Source organism: Exiguobacterium sp. OS-77, assembly GCF_000414195.2.
Classification (GTDB): Bacteria; Bacillota; Bacilli; order Exiguobacteriales; family Exiguobacteriaceae; genus Exiguobacterium_A; species Exiguobacterium_A indicum.
Genome location: NZ_DF239008.1, coordinates 1,008,263 through 1,028,239, shown reverse-complemented (window position 1 = coordinate 1,028,239; position 19,977 = coordinate 1,008,263). Strand labels below are relative to the sequence as shown.

General features: G+C 49.2%; 15 protein-coding genes, 1 other RNA gene and 2 other annotated features. Of the genes, 2 read left to right on the top strand and 14 right to left on the bottom strand.

The features are described from left to right. Positions 1 to 33: 33 nt before the first annotated feature. Positions 34 to 2,676, bottom strand: coding sequence for an alanine--tRNA ligase (gene alaS / locus EXG77_RS04940; protein WP_035396661.1), 2,643 nt, complete (start codon positions 2,674 to 2,676; stop codon positions 34 to 36). A gap of 57 nt (positions 2,677 to 2,733) precedes the next feature. Further along, positions 2,734 to 2,944: a binding site (T-box leader), on the bottom strand. A 42-nt stretch (positions 2,945 to 2,986) separates the two neighbouring features. Continuing rightward, positions 2,987 to 5,212: an ATP-dependent RecD-like DNA helicase gene (locus EXG77_RS04935; protein WP_035396659.1), complete on the bottom strand. Its 2,226-nt coding sequence runs from the start codon at positions 5,210 to 5,212 to the stop codon at positions 2,987 to 2,989. Between the two features lie 116 nt (positions 5,213 to 5,328). Here EXG77_RS04935 and EXG77_RS04930 point away from each other — a divergent pair, with 116 nt between their 5' ends. Then, positions 5,329 to 5,877 carry a VOC family protein gene (locus tag EXG77_RS04930; protein ID WP_035396657.1) on the top strand — a complete coding sequence of 183 codons (549 nt, stop codon included), beginning with the start codon at positions 5,329 to 5,331 and terminating at the stop codon, positions 5,875 to 5,877. A 45-nt stretch (positions 5,878 to 5,922) separates the two neighbouring features. Here EXG77_RS04930 and EXG77_RS04925 read toward each other — a convergent pair whose 3' ends face one another. From EXG77_RS04925 to cymR, 4 genes are read right to left on the bottom strand one after another with little or no spacing between them, the layout of a single operon-like run. Continuing rightward, positions 5,923 to 6,588 carry a lipopolysaccharide assembly protein LapB gene (locus EXG77_RS04925; protein ID WP_023468915.1) on the bottom strand — a complete coding sequence of 222 codons (666 nt, stop codon included), beginning with the start codon at positions 6,586 to 6,588 and terminating at the stop codon, positions 5,923 to 5,925. Between the two features lie 13 nt (positions 6,589 to 6,601). Further along, positions 6,602 to 7,723, bottom strand: coding sequence for a tRNA 2-thiouridine(34) synthase MnmA (gene mnmA, locus EXG77_RS04920; RefSeq protein WP_035396655.1), 1,122 nt, complete (start codon positions 7,721 to 7,723; stop codon positions 6,602 to 6,604). A gap of 16 nt (positions 7,724 to 7,739) precedes the next feature. Beyond that, positions 7,740 to 8,867, bottom strand: coding sequence for a cysteine desulfurase family protein (locus EXG77_RS04915; RefSeq protein WP_035396653.1), 1,128 nt, complete (start codon positions 8,865 to 8,867; stop codon positions 7,740 to 7,742). 13 nt (positions 8,868 to 8,880) lie between these two features. Further along, positions 8,881 to 9,288: a cysteine metabolism transcriptional regulator CymR gene (cymR, locus tag EXG77_RS04910; protein WP_029342236.1), complete on the bottom strand. Its 408-nt coding sequence runs from the start codon at positions 9,286 to 9,288 to the stop codon at positions 8,881 to 8,883. A 60-nt stretch (positions 9,289 to 9,348) separates the two neighbouring features. Between cymR and EXG77_RS04905 the strand changes: the two genes are divergently transcribed. Next, positions 9,349 to 10,686, top strand: coding sequence for a replication-associated recombination protein A (locus tag EXG77_RS04905; protein WP_023468919.1), 1,338 nt, complete (start codon positions 9,349 to 9,351; stop codon positions 10,684 to 10,686). A 12-nt stretch (positions 10,687 to 10,698) separates the two neighbouring features. Here EXG77_RS04905 and EXG77_RS04900 read toward each other — a convergent pair whose 3' ends face one another. The 8 genes from EXG77_RS04900 to EXG77_RS04865 form a co-directional block, all read right to left on the bottom strand. Further along, positions 10,699 to 11,463: a ThiF family adenylyltransferase gene (locus EXG77_RS04900; protein WP_035396651.1), complete on the bottom strand. Its 765-nt coding sequence runs from the start codon at positions 11,461 to 11,463 to the stop codon at positions 10,699 to 10,701. A gap of 93 nt (positions 11,464 to 11,556) precedes the next feature. Continuing rightward, positions 11,557 to 11,746, bottom strand: a non-coding RNA gene (gene ssrS / locus EXG77_RS04895) — 6S RNA. A gap of 74 nt (positions 11,747 to 11,820) precedes the next feature. Then, positions 11,821 to 13,005: a DASH family cryptochrome gene (locus EXG77_RS04890; protein ID WP_035396649.1), complete on the bottom strand. Its 1,185-nt coding sequence runs from the start codon at positions 13,003 to 13,005 to the stop codon at positions 11,821 to 11,823. Positions 13,006 to 13,295: 290 nt separating this feature from the next. Then, positions 13,296 to 13,880, bottom strand: coding sequence for a DNA-3-methyladenine glycosylase (locus EXG77_RS04885; RefSeq protein ID WP_023468923.1), 585 nt, complete (start codon positions 13,878 to 13,880; stop codon positions 13,296 to 13,298). 62 nt (positions 13,881 to 13,942) lie between these two features. Further along, positions 13,943 to 15,709, bottom strand: a complete 1,767-nt coding sequence (gene aspS / locus EXG77_RS04880) for an aspartate--tRNA ligase (RefSeq protein WP_023468924.1) — start codon at positions 15,707 to 15,709, stop codon at positions 13,943 to 13,945. After that, positions 15,706 to 16,986: a histidine--tRNA ligase gene (gene hisS / locus EXG77_RS04875; protein ID WP_023468925.1), complete on the bottom strand. Its 1,281-nt coding sequence runs from the start codon at positions 16,984 to 16,986 to the stop codon at positions 15,706 to 15,708. Before hisS ends, aspS begins: the two co-directional genes overlap by 4 nt. 42 nt (positions 16,987 to 17,028) lie before the next feature. Continuing rightward, positions 17,029 to 17,250 (bottom strand) — a binding site (T-box leader). Positions 17,251 to 17,295: 45 nt separating this feature from the next. After that, positions 17,296 to 17,745, bottom strand: coding sequence for a D-aminoacyl-tRNA deacylase (gene dtd, locus EXG77_RS04870; RefSeq protein WP_035396647.1), 450 nt, complete (start codon positions 17,743 to 17,745; stop codon positions 17,296 to 17,298). Positions 17,746 to 17,759: 14 nt separating this feature from the next. Then, positions 17,760 to 19,958 carry a bifunctional (p)ppGpp synthetase/guanosine-3',5'-bis(diphosphate) 3'-pyrophosphohydrolase gene (locus EXG77_RS04865; protein ID WP_023468927.1) on the bottom strand — a complete coding sequence of 733 codons (2,199 nt, stop codon included), beginning with the start codon at positions 19,956 to 19,958 and terminating at the stop codon, positions 17,760 to 17,762. Positions 19,959 to 19,977 lie beyond the last annotated feature (19 nt).

Below are 19,977 nucleotides of genomic sequence, written 5' to 3'. Positions count from 1 at the left end.
TTCATCACCTCTTTCATATACACTACGTTTCTATTATGCCAGTGATTGCACGTATTGTGAAGCGTACGCGAGTGCTTCTTCTAATTTCGACGCATCTTTTCCACCAGCTTGAGCCATGTCAGGGCGACCGCCACCGCCACCACCGCAGCGTGTTGCGACTTCCTTGATCAATTTACCAGCATGATATCCTTGGTCGATTAAATCTTTTGAGACGCTTGCGACGAGATTGACTTTCTCGCCTTGCGCACTTCCGAGAACGATGATTGCCGATCCGAGCGAGCTCTTCAACTCGTCCATCATACCGCGAAGAGCATCCATATCTGAGACATCGACGCGTTTCGCAAGCACACGCACACCGTTGATTTCCTCAACATCGTCCTTCAATGAAGCAGCTTCGATGTTCGCGAGTTTCGCTTGCAACGATTCATTCGCCCGTTCCGTCTCACGGAGCTGTTGTTGCAGTGCTTCGATGCGAACAGGAACTTCTGTCGTCTTCGTCTTCAAGACAGCTGCTGCTTGTTCGAGTGTTTCCAAGTGTTGATTCATGACACGATATGCGCCTGCACCCGTTACCGCTTCGATTCGGCGTGTACCTGCACCGATACCAGACTCTGAAACGATCTTGAACAAGCCGATTTCTGCTGTGTTCCCGACGTGGATACCGCCACACAACTCAATCGAGTATGTGCCTGCTGAGACGACACGGACCATTTCACCGTATTTTTCACCGAACAATGCCATTGCGCCTTTTGCTTTTGCATCAGCGATGTTCATCTCTTCGATATCAACCGGTAGTGATGCCCAGATTGCTTGGTTGACGTCTTGTTCAATCTTCGTCAACTCTTCTTGTGTCACTGCACCGAAGTGTGAGAAGTCGAAACGAAGACGATCTGGAGAAACGAGTGATCCTGCTTGGTTGACGTGTGTTCCGAGCGTATCTTTCAATGCTTTATGAAGCAAGTGTGTTGCCGTATGGTTTTTCGTGACGGCTTTACGCTCTGCTGCTTCGACGTTTGCAACGACGTCTGCAGCTTCCGTTGCGATCCCTGTACGAACGATGACCGTATGCAAGTTTTGACCGTTTGGTGCTTTTTGAACATCTTTGACATCAAGAACAAAGTCTTTGCCTTCGATTGTTCCTGTATCCGCGACTTCACCACCACTTTCAGCGTAGAACGGCGTGATGTCGAGAATGACTTGTGCTTCTTCACCAGCAGCGACTTCTGTGACTCGTTCTCCATCATGCAACAATGCGATGATTTTCGCATCCGCCTTAAGGTCGGTATAGCCGACGAACGTACTCTTATCTTTTAGCGTCGAGAGGACTTCCGATTGCTGTTGCATCGAACCACTCTCTTCACGCGCTGCACGTGCACGCTGACGTTGTGCATCCATCGCTAGTTTGAAGCCTTCTTCATCAACAGACATCTGATGATCTTCCGCATACTCGACTGTCAATTCGAGTGGGAAACCATACGTGTCATACAGACGGAACGCATCTTCGCCACTGATAACATGCTCACCGTTCGCCTTAGACGTCTGAGCGACTGTGTTCAAGATTGCAAGACCGTCATGCAGTGTCTCATGGAAACGTTCTTCTTCGTTTTTGATGACACGTTTGATGAAGTCTGCTTTTTCTGGCACTTGTGGGTAGAAGTCGACCATGACATTCCCGACCGTATCGACGAGTTCATACATGAACGGACGCTCGATTCCAAGCATCTTCGCATAACGCACCGCACGGCGCAGTAAACGACGAAGGACATATCCGCGTCCTTCATTCGAAGGAAGCGCACCATCACCGATCGCGAATGATACGGTACGGATGTGGTCTGCGATGACCTTGAATGCTACATCGAGTTTCGAATCATCACGGTAGATTTTACCGCTGATCTCTTCTGTTTTGTGAATGATCGGCATGAACAGATCCGTATCGAAGTTCGTCGGCACGTCCTGCATGACACATGCCATCCGCTCAAGTCCCATTCCTGTATCGATGTTTTTACGCGGAAGTTCCGTGTAGTTGCCGTGTCCATCGTGGTTATACTGACTGAAGACGATATTCCAGATCTCGAGATAGCGTTCGTTTTCGCCACCTGGGTAGAGTTCTGAATCGTTCGGATCGTCTCCAAAAGCAGGTCCACGGTCGAAGAAGATTTCCGTGTTCGGACCAGATGGACCTTCACCGATTTCCCAGAAGTTATCTTCAAGTGGAATGATCCGCTCAGCCGGTACGCCGAGTTCAAGCCAGATTTGACGCGCTGCGTCATCTTCCGGATGAATCGTGACCGAGAGACGTTCCGGGTCAAGACCGTACCAGTCATCACTCGTCAAGAGTTCCCAGCCCCATTTGATTGCATCTTCACGGAAGTAATCACCGACAGAGAAGTTTCCGAGCATCTCGAAGAACGTATGGTGACGTGCTGTTTTCCCGACGTTTTCGATATCGTTCGTCCGGATTGATTTTTGTGCGTTGACGATACGTGGATTATCAGGAATGACACGACCATCGAAATACTTCTTGAGTGTCGCAACCCCTGAGTTGATCCACAAGAGCGATGGATCCTCGACCGGTACGAGTGAAGCACTCGGTTCGATCGCATGCCCTTTGCTTTGGAAGAAATCAAGATACATCTGACGGATTTGCGCACCCGTTAATGGTTTTAGAGCTTTCATGAACAGTTACCCCCATTGGTTTTATTTGGACGCAAAAAAGCGATGCCTTCATCCCTGAAAAGGGACGAAAGCATCGCTTCCGTGGTACCACCCTCGTTCGTAAGCAATCCATTGCTTACCTCGAACATCTGATAACGGGGATGACCCGCAGGTGTTTACACCCGACTCCGGAAGGAGCTTCAAAGGGACTCGAGAAAGTGATTGCAGCAGACTCACTTCTCTCTGGACTCGAGTTTTCCTTTTACTTATCTTCCATCAACGTGTTACGTCCATTCATCTATCGTGATTATTACCTATCGCACAGCATCCGTCAAGTCTTTGTCACGCCACCGAGTCGTTCAATCAATCGTGTTCGGCGCCGAGGCTCCTCTTCTTGCGACGCTTTATGAAACGCTCGTGGATCGCCGAACAATAATAAACTCGACTTCGCACGGGTAACCGCCGTATAAATCAAGTTTCGGGAATGCTTGAATGCCCCCGTGAAATAGACCGGCATCAAGACGATCGGAAACTCGGACCCTTGTGCCTTGTGGATCGTAATCGCGTAGGCATGCGTGAATTGATCCCAGTCACTCCGGTTGTACTCGACTTCCGTCTGGTCGAAGCGGGCGATGATCTTATCCACCTTGTCGACGTTCTCTTTGGCGAAGAAGATATTGACGATTTCGCCGATATCTCCGTTATAGACGTTCTCTTCCGCATTATTGACGAGCTGAAGAATCTTATCCCCGGTCCGGTAAATCCGAGTGCCTTGTTTGACTTCGCGTTTTTTCGGTTCCTCCGGATTGTAGACGCGTTGCAAGGCGACATTCAGTTCGTCGATTCCGACCTGACCACGGTAAGTCGGTGCCAGAACCTGAACATCGAATTTCGAATACCCTTTTGCAAGTGCTTTTTCCGCGAAGGTTGAGATGCCACGTAACGTCTCTTGCGGAGACGCGGTGTAAAAGCGACGATCCGCAAGTGGTGATAACAAATCAGCTGACGTCGTCCGGTTCTTCAAATCGTGCGCGAGTCGTAAAATCGAAGAATCTTCCGCTTGGCGATGGACGACGTTCAAACGAACGACGGGAATCCCTTCCGTATCCATCAAATCTGCCAGCACCTGCCCTGGACCGACGGATGGTAACTGATCGCGGTCACCGACGAACAAGATTTTCATGCCGTTCGGCACAGCACGGAGCAGACTCGATAACAAGTAGATATCAATCATCGACGACTCATCGATGATCAGTACTTTCCCCGTGATCGGCTGATCTTCATTTAATTGGAAATTCGTTCCGTCATACTTCAACAGACGATGAATCGTCATCGCTGGGACGTCCGTCGCTTCCGACAAACGTTTAGCGGCGCGTCCGGTCGGTGCAACAAGGACGTACGGATAGACATCCCCCGTCTTGACGCGACTTTTCTCAAGCGGCCAATCATGAATTTCTTGCAGGGCATGTAAAATTCCCTTGATGACGGTCGTCTTACCGGTACCGGGTCCACCGGTCAGAACCATTAACGGTGCTTTGACCGCTAACTCGATCGCTTCCCGCTGTTGCGCCGCATATTCCATGCCAAACTGTTCTTCGAGGTGCCCGATTGCTTCAAGGATCGTCGCGACATCGACTTCCTGTTCGGCACCGTTCGCCATGACGCGTGCGAGTTCCTTCGCCGCCCGAACTTCCGCATAAAAGATCGTCGGTAAATACAGACAGCCTTCTTCGAGCTTGACCTTATCTTCAGCGAGCAACAGTTCAATCGCTTGTTCTAGCCGTTCCCCTGGGTCTTCACCAAGCAACCGGGGCGCCCGTTGCAATAGCGAGTCGACTGTCGCAAAGGCATGTCCCTCTCCTGCTTCTTGTTCTAATATGTGCATGATCGAAGCAGCGACGCGCTCCGGGTGTAATCCGACGAGTCCAAGATGTGATGCGATATGATCGGCTGTCTTAAAACCAATCCCATTCACTTCATACATCAAGGAATATGGATTCTCTCGTATTCGCGCCATGGCGTCCCCTTCGTAAGCAGCATAAATCTTTGCCGCTAGCTTCGGCGTAACATCAAATGGTGCTAAGAACAGCATCAACTGATCGACACCGTATAAGGTGGCGAGTCGACTCAAGATGATGTCAGCTTGTTTTTGTTTTAACCCAGGCACCTGATTCAGTACCCGTTCATCTTTCAAAATGAGATCCACTGCCTCTTCTCCGAGAGCATCGACGATATTTTTCGCTGTCTTCGGACCAATGCCGGTGAACGAACCATTCGTCAAGAAGCGGATCGTCGCATGTTTTGTCATCGGAACCGATCGCCGAATCAGTTCCGCCTTCAGTTGTTTTCCGAAGCGAGGATGATCAACGAGACGACCGAATGCTTGATACGTTCCTCCGAGTTCGATCCCAACCCCAGTACCCGTGATGACGAGTTCGGGTTCTTTCAGTTCAAAGTTCTTTTCTTTGACGGCGACCAATACAATGGAGTGTGCTTCTTCTTCAGAAGAAAAGAGCACACGTTTGACGCGCCCGACGACTTGATGGGGGTGCTCCATCACTCCACCTTCTTTCTCTCTTTTTCATTCGCTGCTTTCATCATAGCATTCGTTTACCGGATTTTAAATCAGGGAAAGATACCCTGAAACATTTCGTTAAGAGGAGGAGTTTAAGGATGGCACGTTTACCGATTGCAGGATTGTGTGAATTAGTACTTGAAGTCGAGGATATGGACCGTGCGGTTGGCTTTTGGAATGGGACACTAGGCATTCCAGTCGTTGAGCAATGGGCTCCTGAGGATGCGGAACCAAGTAAAGAACAATCTAAACAAGACGGGGTTTGGGCAACGTGGCTTTACATCGGCGGTAACACTCGACTCGGTTTGTGGCTGAAACGGGACTTTACGATGGAAGAACGGACCGTCAAACACTTACCAGTGTCCGAATGGGACACGTTGTACGATGAAGGTGGTGTCCATGTCCACTGTGCTTTCTACGTTGAGAAGAACGAGTTCCAGCAAGCCTTGAATCAATTGCGGGAAGCATCGATCACCGTGAAGCTCAGAGAATGGGACGAACAGGAGACATCGAATCAAAAAGAGCATTCTGCTTATTTCAAGGACACGGAAAATAACGTCATCGAACTGTATACGAAAAACATGGATGACGCCTATGAAGACTTTTCCGGTCCACCACTTCGTGTCATCCGTGAAGTTGGGAATTAAATAGCATAAAAAAAGACGACTCCAAGCGGAATCGTCTTTTTTATATCAGTCTGCTTGTTTTAATAACGCATCCATCTTCGCTTTCGCGTCCCGCGCAAGGGCGTGTTCCGGCTGGTAGGCAAGAACGGCTTCGAGTTCTGCATAACAGGCTTCCTGTTGACCAAGGAAAGCAAGGGCAATCGCATAATTGTATCGTGCATCCGTATGCGTTTCGTCAAGCATCAAGACGTGCTCGAACATCTCGACCGCTTCTTCCAACTTCTCGTTTTGCGCTAAGGCAAGTCCGTATTGGAATGCGATCTCGATATCGACACCGTTTAGTTCTGACGCACGCTGTAAACGGGGCAACCCGCGGACTGGATCACCTAGTTTTTGATACGTCATCCCAAGCATGAAATGGAGATCCGCGTCGTCAAGTCCATATAATAACGCTGCCCGCAATGATTCCTCTGCTTCGACGAGTTGATCGGCAGCAAAGAACAGCGCCCCTTTTGCATAATAGGCACTCGCAAACGTATTATCGATCATCAGTGCCCGATCATAAAAACGAAGGGCACGATCAGCGTCGTTCATCGATTGGAGTAATGTTCCAAGATTGACGTACGCTGTCGGATCTTTTGGATTTTCTTCGATCGCGTCGTTAAACGCTTGCGCTGCTAATTCATAATTTCCAGCTTCTAGATGCCGGAATCCTACTTCATTATAGTTCATCTTCTTTTGCTCCTTACGCTAGATAAGCGAGGCGTTCGCCTGCTTTATAGGCTGCATCGATCGTCGCACCACCGAGGCAGATGTCCCTATCATAGAATACGACTGCTTGTCCTGGTGTGATTGCTCGTTGACGCTCGTCAAATGAAACATCGAGTCCATCTTCGAGGACACGAACCGTGACGGCTGTATCTTGTTGACGGTAACGGAATTTCGCCGTACAACGGAATGTCTCACCGACCGGACGCTCAGATGTCCAGCTGACATCTGAAGCAAGTAATCCTTCCGAATACAACAATTCGTTATGGAATCCTTGATCGACATAGAGGATGTTCTCCTCTAAATTTTTCCCGACGACGAACCAAGGCTCTCCGTCGCCACCGATACCGAGTCCATGACGTTGCCCCATCGTATAGTACATCAATCCATCGTGACGTCCCATGACGTTGCCGTCAAGTGTCCGCATCTCACCGGGTTGCGCCGGCAGATATTGACCGAGGAACTGTTTGAAGTTCCGCTCGCCAATGAAGCAAATGCCTGTCGAGTCTTTTTTCTTCGCCGTTGCGAGGTTCGCTTCTTCTGCGATCCGGCGCACTTCTGATTTTTCCATGTGCCCGATCGGGAACATCGCCTTCGCGATTTGCTCTTGCGACAATTGATTCAAGAAATATGTTTGATCCTTGTTTGCATCAACGCCTCGAAGCAATTTATGTTCTCCATCCTCATAGACGGCACGCGCATAGTGCCCTGTCGCGACGAAATCGGCACCAAGACGCATCGCGTGATCGAGGAAGGCTTTGAACTTGATTTCCTTGTTACACATGACGTCCGGATTCGGTGTCCGACCGAGTTTATATTCATCGAGGAAGTACGTGAAGACCTTATCCCAGTACTCTTTCTCGAAATTGACTGCATAGTACGGAATGCCGATTTGATTGGCTACCGCGATGACGTCTTCATAATCTTCCGTCGCCGTACAAAAGCCGTTCTCATCCGTGTCATCCCAGTTTTTCATGAAGATTCCGATGACGTTATAGCCTTGCTCTTTTAATAAATGAGCCGTCACAGAAGAATCGACACCGCCCGACATCCCAACGACGACTGTCGTTTCACTCGGGGCTTTCGCTCGTGTATTCATTTATTTCACCTCTTAGTTAATTCTGAAACGATTTTACGACATCTTGCAAGGCTTGTGCGAGTAGTTCGACTTGCGCGAGCTCATTTCCGTGACCAAAACTGATCCGGACCGATGCTCGTGTCCGTTCATCTTCGCCATACATCGCCGATAAGACATGCGAAGGTTCGACGGACCCTGCCGTACATGCACTCCCGCTCGATACGGCCATCTGGCGCATATCAAGCATGATCAGGAACGGTTCGATTTCAATTTGCGGGAAGTAAAGATTGAGGACATTCGGTAATCCTTCAACACCGTTGACTTCGTAAGTGATGCCACTTTCATCCAAGCGTGTTAGCAAAACGTTACGCAGTTGTTTGATGTGGTCCTGTTGTTGTTCACGCTCTGCGATCATCAGTTCGAGCGCTTTCGCTAAACCGACGATTCCCGGTACGTTCTCTGTACCAGCGCGACGCTTGCGTTCCTGTTCTCCTCCGAATGTTTGAGGCGCTAACTTCACACCAGTCCGCACATACAACAATCCGATTCCTTTTGGTCCATTGATTTTATGACCAGATGCGGATAAAAGATCGACTTGTAACGCTTCGACATCGATTGCTTGTTTTCCGAACACTTGCACCGCGTCCGTATGGAACAAAACACCGCGTTCTCGTAAAAATTGACCGAATGCCGCAATCGGCTGAATCGTTCCGACTTCATTGTTGCCGAACATGATCGAGACGAGTGTCGTATCTTCCCGGACCGCTTCTTGCAAGGCAGCCATTGAGACGACACCTGTATCTGGAACATCGAGATACGTGACGTCATAGCCTTGTTTTTCGAGCTCTTCGAACGCATGCAATACAGCATGGTGCTCAAACCGTGTCGTAATGAGATGACGCCCTTTTTCACGCGCCGCCTCAGCCGCACCGAAAATCGCATAATTATCCGATTCCGTTCCACCGCTCGTGAAAATCAGTTCGGTTGGTTTCGCGTTCAATTCTTGTGCGATCTGCCGGCGTGCTTTGTCAATTGCTGCCCGAGCAGACCGACCAGCCGCGTGGACACTAGATGGGTTGCCATACTGTTCGAGCAAATAAGGCGTCATCGCCTCAAGGACTTCCGGACGCATCGGCGTCGTCGCCGAGTGGTCAAAGTAATTCATTCGTTTTCACCTCTCAAATATAGAACATGTATCCTGTATCTTCTTCTTCCGCTAAGTCTTGTAGCGTCGTTGAATCGAGTACTTGATCGACTGCTTGCTGGATTTTATCCCACAGTTTGCGTTTTGTGACCTCGTCACACGCATCGCCTTCGACGACGACGAGTGGTCCTTCAAGCAGGCGGATGATTTCACCCGCTGTGATGTTTTGCGCTTCACGACCGAGCTTATACCCGCCGTAAGCACCGCGTACACTTTTGACGAGACCTCCATTACGAAGGGGGGCAATCAACTGTTCAAGATAATGCTCAGATAGGTCATACATCTGCGCGATTTTTTTTAGGGATAATGGTTTAGATTCAGCTTCTTTCGCGAGTGCGATCATGATCGTCAGACCATATCGCCCTTTCGTCGAGATTTTCATCATGCGAAGGATCATCCTTTCTAGTATAGTAGTAGCTAAAAGTGGAAGGAGCGTATGTGTATGGCACATTTATTTGAATCCCAGTCACCTGCCGGACCGCTCGCGAATCGAATGCGTCCGCAGAATCTGGATGAAATCGTCGGACAACGCCATCTGATTGGAGAGACGACGCTCCTGCGGCGTGCCATCTTAGCCGATCGTCTCGGAACCGTCATTTTTTACGGTCCACCCGGAACCGGTAAGACGACGCTCGCGCGTGTCATCTCCAGTTATACGAAATCAGCGTTCGAGCAATTGAACGCGGTCACGGCGAAACTGGAACAATTACGGGAAATTTTAAAAGCAGCCGAAGCCCGTCTTCAGTTCGAGGATCAAAAAACGATTCTCTTTCTCGATGAGATCCATCGATTCAATAAGATGCAACAAGACGCCTTACTGCCAGCGCTCGAAGCAGGTACGATCACGTTGATCGGGGCAACGACTGAAAATCCGAGTTTTGAGGTCAACGCCGCTCTGTTATCGCGGGCAACAGTCTTTCGTTTCGAACCCCCGACGCCAGATGACTTACGGATCGTCCTCGACCGGACCCTAAAAGACGAAGAGCGTGGTCTTGGCAAATATCCGATCACGATCACGGATGACGCGATCGATCATTACGTTAAGTTGTCAGACGGTGATTACCGGGCATTATTGAATGCGCTTGAACTCGCCGTCTTAACGACACCGGAAATCGATGGTCAGATCACGATCGATCTCGCTGTCGCCGAGGAATCGATTCAACAAAAAGCATTGAAGTACGATAAGGACGGCGATCGGCATTATGATGTCATCTCCGCCTTCATCAAATCGATTCGGGGTTCCGATCCCGACGCTGCGCTCTACTGGCTCGCTGTCATGATTGAAGCTGGCGAAAGTCCGCGCTTCATCGTACGGCGTCTCTACGTCCATGCGGCAGAAGACATCGGTCTGTCTGATCCGCAAGCGTTATTGATGGTCGATGCCTGCGCACGCGCGTGCGAGTACGTCGGTTTCCCTGAAGCAAGGATTCCGCTCGCTGAAACCGTCTTATATCTCGCGACGGCACCGAAATCGAATGCTGTCATCTCAGCAATCGATCAAGCATTGACACTCGTTCGCCGTTCAGACGGCGGTCCGGTACCGCCACATTTGCGCGATGCCCATCATCCGGGGGCAGCGGCACTTGGGAATGGCGTCACCTATCAGTACCCGCACGACTTCGAACATGCCTATGTGCCACAGAATTACTGGCCGGAGAACCTTGCCCGGACAAAACCGGTCTTTTATCGTCCAAGCCCACGCGGTTTTGAGAAACAACTGCAAGCTCGACTTGATTTTTGGAACAAACAAACAGCCACACATCAGAAAAAGCGACCATAAGGTCGCTTTTTTTTAACGAACGCGTTCGATCGTCACGCCGGCTTCACGGACGATCTCGTTGATGACGTAGCTCGCTGCGATCAATCCACCAACTGATGGAACGAACGCATTCGAACTTGGCGGCATCTTTGCCTTACGAATTGCAGCCGCATCGTTTCCGACGACTTGACGGACTTCTTCGATGATCTTAACGGGCGGTTCATCAGAGAAGACGACAGGAACACCTTTATGGATGCCGGCTTTCCGGAGTTTCGTCCGAATGACCTTCGCTAGTGGATCATAACTTGTATCTTTGATGTCAACGATCTTGATGCGTGTTGGATCCATCTTGTTCGCCATCCCCATGCTTGAGATGATTGGAATGTTACGTTTCTTACATTCCTGAATCAAGTGAATCTTGAACGAGACCGTGTCCGATGCATCGATGACATAATCCGGTTGCTGTTCGAAGAACGACTCGAATGTCTCTTCATTGTAGAACATCTTCAAGCGAACGATTTCAAGATCCGGATTGATTAACGCAAGACGTTCTGCCATCGCATCGACCTTCGGTTGACCAACCGTCGGAAGCAAAGCATGGATTTGTCGGTTGACGTTCGTGATGTCGATATCGTCCTTATCGACAAGAATCAAACGACCTACACCACTGCGGGCAAGTGCTTCTGCTGAGAACGATCCAACACCACCGATACCCAGAATAGCGATGGACTTGGATGCCAATGCGTCAAGTCCAGTTTTACCGATTGCTAATTCATTACGCGAAAATTGATGTAACATCTCATAACCTCACAATACTCATACTGTTTTACTCGGAATTATATCATAAAAAAAAACGTCATGCGACGTGTCAAACAACAAAATAATAAGACGATGGGACCCGAAGTGCCGTGTCGATACCTTATTTTTGAACCTGCTGTGCAGGTGGGTGTCTTATCCGATTCCTATTCGTACGTCCTCCTGCTGTGTTACGAGGCATGTACTACTAGTTGGAACGTCAAACTCCCTATCAAAAAAGAGTGGCTCAAAGATAAAAGGCGGCTCTCGTACAATTCAGGAACCCCATCTGATGCATTTAATATAGCATCCTCCCCTCTGAAATGCAACTACTTCCCACTCCAGAAAAAGATGCTTTTTTCAGGTCCAACGTTTCGTGAAGTGTTGATTCGGATCATATCGTTGTTGTTGGAATGCAGGATCAAATCGTGGTGTGCGTGTTGCATTCCCAACACCCGCGATGAACGCCCAGTTCCCATAATTCGAAGCGACATCATAGTCGATCAATTGCTGTTCGAAATATCGCGCTCCGATGCGCCAGTCCTGCTTTAATTCATGAATTAGATAACTGGCAACGATCTGCCTGCCGCGGTTCGACATCCATCCCGTCTCGCGAATCTCGTTCATGAAGGCGTCGACGAATGGCACACCAGTTTTTCCTTCTATCCAGCGTACGACAGCCAGCTGGTCCGCCTTCCACGTGTATTGACCTTCTTGTAATCCGCTCGCACGGAACAGACGGCTTCCTGTCTCACGCATCGTCAAATGGAAGAAGTCACGCCATAACAATTCGAAATACAACCAGTACGTCGATTCATTCGCTCCCTGTTTTCGCTCGGCTTCTTGTAATTCAGCCATGACGCGGCGCGGTGAGAGTGAACCGTTCGCTAGCCAGGCAGACAACTTCGAAGAATCATTTCGTAAGAACCCATTCCGTGTTTCTTTATAGGTGAATACGGGCTCGGCGAGATATTCCTGAAGGCGTGCCCTTCCCGCTGATTCGCCTCCCCGAAATGGGAACGCGGTCTCTGGGGGCGCTTCAACTGATTCCTCTTTTATTAGCTGAATACCGGTTGGTGGATCGAGTGGATCGTAGAAGGTCCCTTTCGCCTCGACCCGTTTTCGAAATGCCGTAAAGACGCGCTTTAATTCATCACTTCCGATATCTTCCCGACGATGTAACGTCTGTGTTTCAAAAGAGCGGACGGTATATCTGTCTTCGATATACTGCTCACTTGTCGCTTCTTCTGTTCCGGTCATCTTATGGAAATAGACGGTATCATCCGCTTGCAGATAAGAATCGAGTGCCTCACTTGTCTCCCCTTCTACTATATCTAACGTAATCCCGATTTGAGACAGATGGCCCGCTAAGTTATCAAGTGTCTCTTGTTCGAACCGTGCTTGTTGTGTACCTCTTTTAAAATCGCGTTTCTTTTGGTCTTTGACGTATACGGCACGAATGACGTCCTGTTCTTCACACGCACTCCGAAGTGCCTCATGATCATCGACACGTAAATCATGACGATACCAAACGACTGCTCCCATATTGATCGACTCCCTTCTCCTTATACTATGACCCGACCAAGGTAGATAGAAAACCACTTGATGTGCCGATGAGGTTTTAAGACGTTGTTTTCGTGGAATATGATTAGTACAACAAATCAGAGGAGTGAATGAATCAATGGCAGCAAAACGCGGTAAACTCAGAACATTAATGACGCTCGTAACGACGGTTGGTCCAATCGTCTATAAATTCTATAAAAAGCAACAGTCGAAAAAATCAATCAACAACCCTAAATAAAAAATGGACGTCTCCTTATCGGAGCGTCCATTTTTTAACGTTTACTTACCCCTTCACTCGCCTCTACATAAAACCGCCATGGATAGGCTGTCGCTTCTCCTGCATTCGGAATACCGATCCGTGTCGTCTGGACGACCGCGTCGACCGAGTCAGCAACAAGTCGGAAACGGTCTTGATAAAGATCCTGTCCCGAATCAGCTGTCGTTAGACCGAATCCTTGGCACAGTTTCGCCGGTCCATTGACGAGATTGCGTCGTTGCGCCGCTGTCAACTCTGCGTAGGAACAACCAAAACGACGTTCCGCGACGAGATCGTGCCCACTAATGATTTCCGCACCTCGTAGCAATAATCCGTATCCTTCCCCTTCATGTCCACAAACGATATTCATGCAGTGATGCATCCCATATGTGAAATACACATAGAGATGCCCCGGTGGACCGAACATCGGTGCCGTCCGTTTCGTTGGTTTTCCGGAAAACGAATGCGCTGCTTGATCGTGAGGACCGAGATAGGCTTCGACCTCGACGATCCGCATCGTCACCTCATCGACTGTGATCTGTGTTCCTAAGAAGTCTGGACCGACTTCAACCGGAGACCGTTCAAAAAAGTGTCGTTCCATCCGTTCATCCTCCTTCATGAAACAAGCGAATCTCCCATACCGGAAGATTCGCTTGTCGTATCTTAAGATTGTTTGACCGCTGTTCGAATCGAGAGATCGTTTAATTGTGCATCCGAGACTGGGCTTGGTGCTGCCGTCAACAGATCACTTGCTGATGCTGTTTTCGGGAAGGCAATCGTATCACGCAAGTTTGAACGTCCTGCGAGTAACATAACGAGACGGTCTAGACCAAGTGCGATCCCCGCATGTGGTGGTGTTCCGTATTCGAATGCTTCCATCAAGAAACCGAACTGCTCGTTTGCTTCTTCTTCTGTGAAGCCAAGCAACTTAAACATCCGCTCTTGGATATCCCGTTCGTAGATCCGTTGTGATCCACCGCCGAGCTCGTATCCGTTCAAGACGAGGTCGTACGCGACGGCGAGGACTTTTCCGGGATCCGTCTCGAGCAATTCGAGATCTTCACGACGTGGCATCGTGAACGGGTGGTGGTTCGCGTAGAAACGACCTTCTTCTTCTTCATACGTGACGAGTGGGAAGTCCGTCACCCAAAGGAAGTTGAAGACCGACTCATCGATCAAGTCCAGTTCCTTCGCTAATTTCTGACGGAGCGCACCTAAGCTGTCTGCTACGATCGATGCTTTTGCTGCGACGAACAACAATAAGTCGCCTGCTTCCGCACCTGTCGCCGCTGTCAGGCGAGCAGCTGCTTCTTCGTCGAAGAACTTCGCGATCGGACCGTTAAGTCCGTCCCCTGTCACTTTGACCCACGCGAGACCTTTTGCACCGTAAATCGCCGTGAATTCTTGTAACTTATCGATATCTTTCCGCGAGAAGCGCTCTGCTGCACCTTTGACGTTCAAGGCTTTAACTTCGCCACCAGCTTCTAGTGCCATGTCGAATACTTTGAATCCTGCCCCTTTGACGGCTTCCGCGACATCAATCAATTCGAGACCGAAGCGTGTATCCGGTTTATCCGAACCATACCGGCTCATCGCTTCCGCGTACGGCATCCGTGGGAACGGTGTCACGATATCTTTACCAAGCGTTTCCTTCATGACACGCGTCATCATCGATTCCATCATCGCATACAAGTCTTCGATGTCCATGAAGCTCGTCTCGATGTCGACTTGCGTGAATTCAGGTTGACGGTCTGCCCGTAAGTCTTCGTCACGGAAACAACGTGCAATTTGGAAGTACCGTTCAAAACCAGACACCATCAGCAATTGTTTGAACAATTGCGGTGATTGTGGCAAGGCATAGAACTCACCTGGGTGAACACGACTCGGAACGAGATAGTCACGTGCGCCTTCTGGTGTTGATTTCGTTAAGATTGGTGTCTCGACTTCCAAGAAGTCTTGCTCATCGAGGAAGTTCCGCATAATGTTCGATGCTTTCGAACGAAGACGGAATGTCTCTTGAAGCGACGGACGACGCAAGTCAAGATAACGATATTTAAGACGTAAATCTTCTGACGTCTGCTCTGCTTCTTCACTGATCGGGAATGGTGTCATCTTCGCTGCATTCAAGATGACGACTTCATCCGCGACGACCTCGACTTGCCCAGTCGGAATGTTCGGGTTCGGATTCTCACGTGCGATGACGTGTCCTTTGATATCGAGGACATACTCTGAACGAATTGATTCTGCAAGGCGGTGTGCCTGCTCGTTTTCCGGTTGGAAGACGATTTGGACGATACCACTCCGGTCGCGGAGATCAAGGAAGATCAATCCTCCTAAGTCACGTCGTTTTTGAACCCATCCTTTAAGTTGAACGTGTTGTCCGATGACTTCTTCCGTCACCTGACCGTTCATATGCGTGCGTCCGATCATTGTGCTTCCTCCTTTAATTTCGCGACGATCGTATCAGCGACTGCTGATAACGGAACGTCCGTCTGTTCCCCTGTAGCCATGTTCTTCAGCGCCGCTGCACCACGCTCGACTTCTTCATCCCCGAGGATGACCGTGTAGCGTGCTTTCAAGCGATCGGCTGCTTTGAATTGTCCTTTGAACTTCCGACCGAGATAATCCCGATCGGCGACAAGTCCTTCGAGACGCATCAATTGTAAGAGACGTGTTGCTGTCTTTTCGACTTCGTCACTGCCTTGTGCAACGATGAAGACATCGATTTGATCATCGACTGCCGGTAAGACGTTCTCATTCTCAAGCGCCATCAATAAACGCTCGATGCCGATTCCGAATCCGATTCCCGGTGTTGCCGGTCCACCGATTTGTTCGACGAGACCGTTGTATCGTCCACCACCACATAGTGTCGTGATTGCTCCGAAGCCTTCTGCTTCTGACATGATCTCGAACGCCGTGTGATTGTAATAATCGATTCCGCGAACGAGCGTTGGATCAACGACATACTCGATGCCGAGTGCATCTAAGTGAAGCAATACTTCGTCGAAGTAAGCTTTTGATGCCGGGTTTAAGTAATCGAGAATTGATGGTGCTGTTGCCATGCTCGGGTGATCGCGGTCGACCTTACAGTCAAGGACACGAAGTGGATTCGTTTCGAGACGGTTCTGACAGTCCTGACATAACTCGTGAACGACCGGTTTGAAGTGATCGACAAGTGCTGCCCGGTGTGCGGCGCGACTTTCGTTATCCCCGAGTGTATTGATGACGAGCTTAAGGTGCTTCAATCCAAATGAACGGTAGATGCTCATCGCGAGACTGATGACTTCCGCATCGATCGCTGGTTGTTCACTGCCAAGTGCTTCGACTCCGTATTGGTGGAGCTGACGGAAACGACCTGCTTGCGGACGTTCATAACGGAACATCGGTCCAATGTAGAACAATTTCGTCGGTTGGTTTGGTGAACCGAACAGCTTGTTCGTTACGAATGAACGAACAACAGCAGCCGTTCCTTCTGGACGTAACGTCAACTGGTCTTTTCCGCGTTTCTCAAGCATGAACATCTCTTTTTGAACGATATCCGTCGTCTCACCGACGCCACGTTTAAAGAGTTCTGTCTCCTCAAAAATCGGCGTCCGGATTTCCTTATAGTTGTAACGCTTACTAATGTCACGTAATTGTTGCTCGATGTACTGCCAGCGTTCGACTGTTCCTGGAAGGACATCAAACGTACCGCGTGGTAATTTCATCTCAAATTCCTCCTTTTTTGAATACAAAAAAGTCCTCGTCCGCAAAGGGACGAGAACTTGAAGATCCCGTGGTACCACCCTGGTTGTCAAATCACATTTGACCACTCGGTGCAGTTAACGCCTGCGTACGACCTTCCCTACTATCGGTTCAGGAAGATACCTCGGAAGGGTCTTTCATCGAGTTCGTCTGTTCGCCCTTCCAGCCAAGGGGCGACTCTCTAAGCAGACGAGGTCTTGATTACTCCTCTTCGTCTTCGGTCGTATGAATCATTTGGTTACGTCTAATATTGCCTCGTCTCTCGGTTCCTGTCAAGCGTTTGCTTCTTTTTCAAGAATCAATGTCACCGGTCCATCATTGACGAGCGCGATATCCATCATCGCACCGAACTGACCTGTCTCGACTGTCAGTCCTTGCGCGCGAAGACGTTCATTGAACGCTTCATACAATTCGTTGGCAACATCCGGTTTCGCTGCTTCCGTAAACGCTGGGCGACGTCCTTTTTTGACATCACCATACAACGTGAACTGCGAGACGGATAGAATCTGACCGTCGACATCTTGCAACGAGCGGTTCATCCGTTCCTCTTCATCTTCAAACACGCGGAGTCCTGCGATTTTATCAGCTAACCAGTTCACCTGATCGATCGTGTCTTCGTGCGTGACACCGACAAGCAAGAGAAAACCTTGCTTGATTTGACCGATGACCTCCTGATCGACTGTGACACTTGCTTCTTTGACTCGTTGTAATACGACTCGCATGACTCATCCGCTCCTTACGTCATCATGACGCGATGCACAGCATACACGTCAGAGATTTGTTTGATCCGATCGACGACTTTTTGTAAATGGTTGACGTTGTTGATCGCGATCGTCATCGTGATTTTGGCTTGTTTACTGTCGTCGCCTTTCCCGCTGACGGCAACAATGTTCGTATTCGTCGCAGATACCGACTGCAGGACATCGTTCAATAATCCAGCCCGGTCGAATCCAGAAATTTCGATTTCGACGTTATAACTCTTAACGGCTTTGCCTTCGTGTTCCCACTCGACTTCGAGCAAGCGTTCTGGATTTTGTTCATGAATGACATTCAAACAATCCGTCCGGTGAATCGAGACACCCCGTCCACGTGTGATATACCCGACGATATCGTCCCCTGGTACTGGATTACAACAACGACTCATGCGAACGAGCATGTTATCGATTCCTTTGACACGAACGCCTTCTGGATTTTCCTTCTTCGGACGATCAAACGTCTTCATCTCACTGATGGCTTCGTTCAGTTCAAGATTTTTGGACTCTTTGTCTTTGCGTAACTTTTCCGTCAATTTATGCGCGACTTGGGCAGCGGTCAGACCATGATACCCAACAGCAGCATACATGTCTTCTTCTTGCGCGAAGTTGAACTTCCGCGTCACGTCTTCGAGCGTCTTTTCATTGATGACTTCCTTCGGCTCGAATCCGAGTTTCTTGACTTCCGCTTCGATCAGTTCCCGTCCTTTAGAGACGTTCTCTTCGCGTTGCTGACGTTTGAACCATTGACGGATCTTGTTCTTCGCCTGACTCGACACACAAATCTTGAGCCAGTCCTTACTTGGACCATAACTGTGTTTTGATGTGACGATTTCAATGATGTCGCCTGTCTTCAGCTTATAATCAATCGGTACCATCCGTCCGTTGACTTTCGCTCCGATCGTTCGGTGACCGATCTCTGTATGAATCCGGTAGGCATAATCAATCGGAACAGAGCCTTTCGGCAATTCGATGACGTCGCCTTTTGGTGTAAAGACGTACAACATGTCACTAAAGAAATCGACTTTGACCGATTCCATGAATTCTTCAGCATCCGCCGTATCCTTCTGTAACTCAAGAATTTCACGGAAATGGGCAATCTTATCCTCAAAGCCTGATTTCGCTTCCTGTTCCTTGCCTTCTTTATACGCCCAGTGAGCGGCAATCCCGTACTCGGCAATAAAATGCATGTCCCGTGTCCGAATTTGGACCTCGAGCGGCTCGCCTTTCGGTCCGATGACCGTCGTATGCAGCGATTGATACATGTTCGGCTTCGGCATCGCGATATAATCCTTGAAACGTCCCGGCATCGGTTTATATTGCGTATGAATGATTCCGAGAACAGCGTAACAGTCCTTGATTGAATCGACGATGATGCGCACAGCCATCAAGTCATAAATTTCGCTGAACTCTTTTTTCGAGTTTTGCATCTTGTTATAAATGGAATAGATATGCTTCGGACGTCCATCGACTTCCGCTGCGATTTGTACATCATCGAGTACTTCGTTGACCTCTTCAATGACCGAACTGACTAGCGCTTCGCGTTCCGTCCGTTTTTGTTTCATCATTGAGACAATCCGGTAGTACTGTTGTGGATTGATATAACGCAAACTGATGTCTTCGAGTTCCCACTTGATCGTCGAGATCCCGAGACGATGCGCAAGCGGTGCAAAGATTTCGAGCGTCTCTTCTGCCTTTTGCACCTGCTTTTCCTTGACCATATGTTGCAACGTTCGCATGTTATGCAGACGGTCAGCCAGTTTGATCAAGATGACGCGAATGTCTTCTGCCATCGCGATGAACATCTTCCGGTGGTTCTCAGCCAATTCTTCGCGTTTCGATTTATATTTGATTTTCCCGAGTTTCGTGACGCCGTCAACGAGCATCGCGACGTCGGGTCCGAATCGTTCCGTTAATTCTTCGAGTGTAATGTCCGTATCTTCGACGACATCATGAAGAAGCGCAGCGACGATCGTCGTTGCATCCAAACCAATATCGACTAAGATACCGGCAACTTGTACCGGATGAATGATGTAGGGTTCCCCAGAACGGCGGAATTGCCCATCATGTTCGTCTTTCGCGAATTGGTAAGCCCGTTCGATGTCTTTGACTTCAGCTTGCGTCATGTATTCCGCACATCGAGCGAGAAGGTCTTCTACATTTACGATTTGTTTGTTTGTCATCCCTTTTCCTCACCCAGTC